Origin of the sequence: Tritonibacter sp. SIMBA_163, from assembly GCF_046535935.1 — a bacterium.
In the GTDB taxonomy this organism is placed as follows: domain Bacteria; phylum Pseudomonadota; class Alphaproteobacteria; order Rhodobacterales; family Rhodobacteraceae; genus Epibacterium; species Epibacterium scottomollicae.
In genome coordinates, this window is record NZ_JAWJBP010000976.1 from 1 (window position 1) to 249 (window position 249).

Genomic DNA, 249 nt, shown 5'->3' on the forward strand with positions numbered 1-249 from the left:
CCAACCGCAGGCGCTGTCAGGTAGAGCAGGGCGATGAATACCAGTGCCCAGCCCGCTGACCAGCGTGCATCGGCCACTTTCGGTACGGTGAAGAAGCGAATGATAACGTGGGGCAGGCCAGCAGTACCGACCATCAGCGACAGGGTGAATAGCACCATGTTGAGCTTGTTATCCACATCGGCGGTGTAGTCGCGGAAGCCAAGTGCGGATACCACATCATCCAGTTTTTGCAGCAGCGGAACGCCAGAT

Annotated in this window: 1 protein-coding gene; it reads right to left on the reverse strand. The window is 57.8% G+C overall.

Annotation, left to right across the window (positions count from 1 at the left end):
- A partial coding sequence (locus R0J92_RS25240; protein ID WP_411053705.1) for a sodium:solute symporter family transporter occupies positions 1 to 249 on the reverse strand: 249 nt, incomplete at both ends.